Raw genomic sequence first — 1,279 nt, 5'->3', positions numbered from 1 at the left:
CTCGACCGCCGAATACCGCGCGCTCGACGCCGCGCACCACATCCATCCGTTCTCGGACATGGGTGCGCTCAATCGCGCGGGCAGCCGCGTGATCGTGAAGGCCGACGGCGTCTATCTGTGGGACTCGGACGGCAACAAGGTCATCGACGGGATGGCCGGCCTCTGGTGCGTGAACGTCGGCTACGGCCGCAAGGAACTTGCCGATGCCGCATATCGCCAACTGCAGGAACTGCCGTTCTACAACACGTTCTTCAAGACCACGCACCCGCCGGTAATCGAACTGTCGGCGATGCTCGCCGAGGTGACGCCCGCAGGCTTCAATCACTTCTTCTATTGCAACAGCGGCTCGGAAGGCAACGACACCGTGCTGCGTCTCGTGCACCAGTACTGGCGCGTGCAGGGCAAGCCGCAGAAGAAATACGTGATCTCGCGCAGGAACGGCTATCACGGCTCGACGATCGCGGGCGGCACGCTCGGCGGGATGGGCTACATGCACGAGCAGATGCCGTCGAAGGTCGAGAACATCGTGCACATCGACCAGCCGTATTTCTTCGGCGAAGCACAAGCCGGCGAGACGCCCGAAGCGTTCGGCCTCGCGCGTGCGCAGCAGCTCGAGGCGAAGATCCTAGAGCTCGGCGCGGAGAACGTCGCGGCGTTCATCGGCGAGCCGTTCCAGGGCGCGGGCGGCGTGATCTTCCCGCCGTCGACGTACTGGCCGGAAATCCAGCGGATCTGCCGCAAGTACGACATCCTGCTCGTCGCCGACGAAGTGATCGGCGGCTTCGGCCGCACCGGCGAATGGTTCGCGCACCAGCACTTCGGCTTCGAGCCGGACCTGATCACGATGGCCAAGGGCCTGACCTCGGGTTACGTGCCGATGGGCGCGGTGGGTATCCATGAACGCGTTGCGCGCCCGATCATCGACAACGGCGAATTCAATCACGGGCTCACGTACTCGGGGCACCCGGTCGCGGCGGCGGTGGCGGTCGCGAACCTGAAGCTGCTGCGCGACGAAGGGATCGTCGAGCGCGTGAAGCACGACACGGGCCCGTACTTCCAGGCGCTGATGCGCGAAACCTTCGCGCGTCACCCGATCGTCGGCGAAGTGCACGGCCACGGGATGGTCGCGAGCCTGCAGCTCGCCGAGTCGCCGGCCGAGCGCCGCCGCTTCGCGAACGGCGGCGAGGTCGGCACGATCTGCCGCGACTTCTGCTTCAACGGCAACCTGATCATGCGCGCGACCGGCGACCGGATGCTGCTGTCGCCGCCGCTCGTGATT

The 1,279-nt window shown here is 65.9% G+C and carries 1 protein-coding gene; it reads left to right on the top strand.

Annotation, left to right across the window (positions count from 1 at the left end):
• Nucleotides 1-1,279 (top strand): aspartate aminotransferase family protein (locus tag DIE12_RS37685; protein WP_148092737.1); only part of this gene is annotated, 1,279 nt, incomplete at both ends.

It is taken from the genome of Burkholderia sp. Bp9015, from assembly GCF_003853505.1.
GTDB lineage: Bacteria > Pseudomonadota > Gammaproteobacteria > Burkholderiales > Burkholderiaceae > Burkholderia.
Note: the sequence above shows the minus strand (reverse complement) of the source record. Positions and strands in the feature narration are given on the sequence as shown.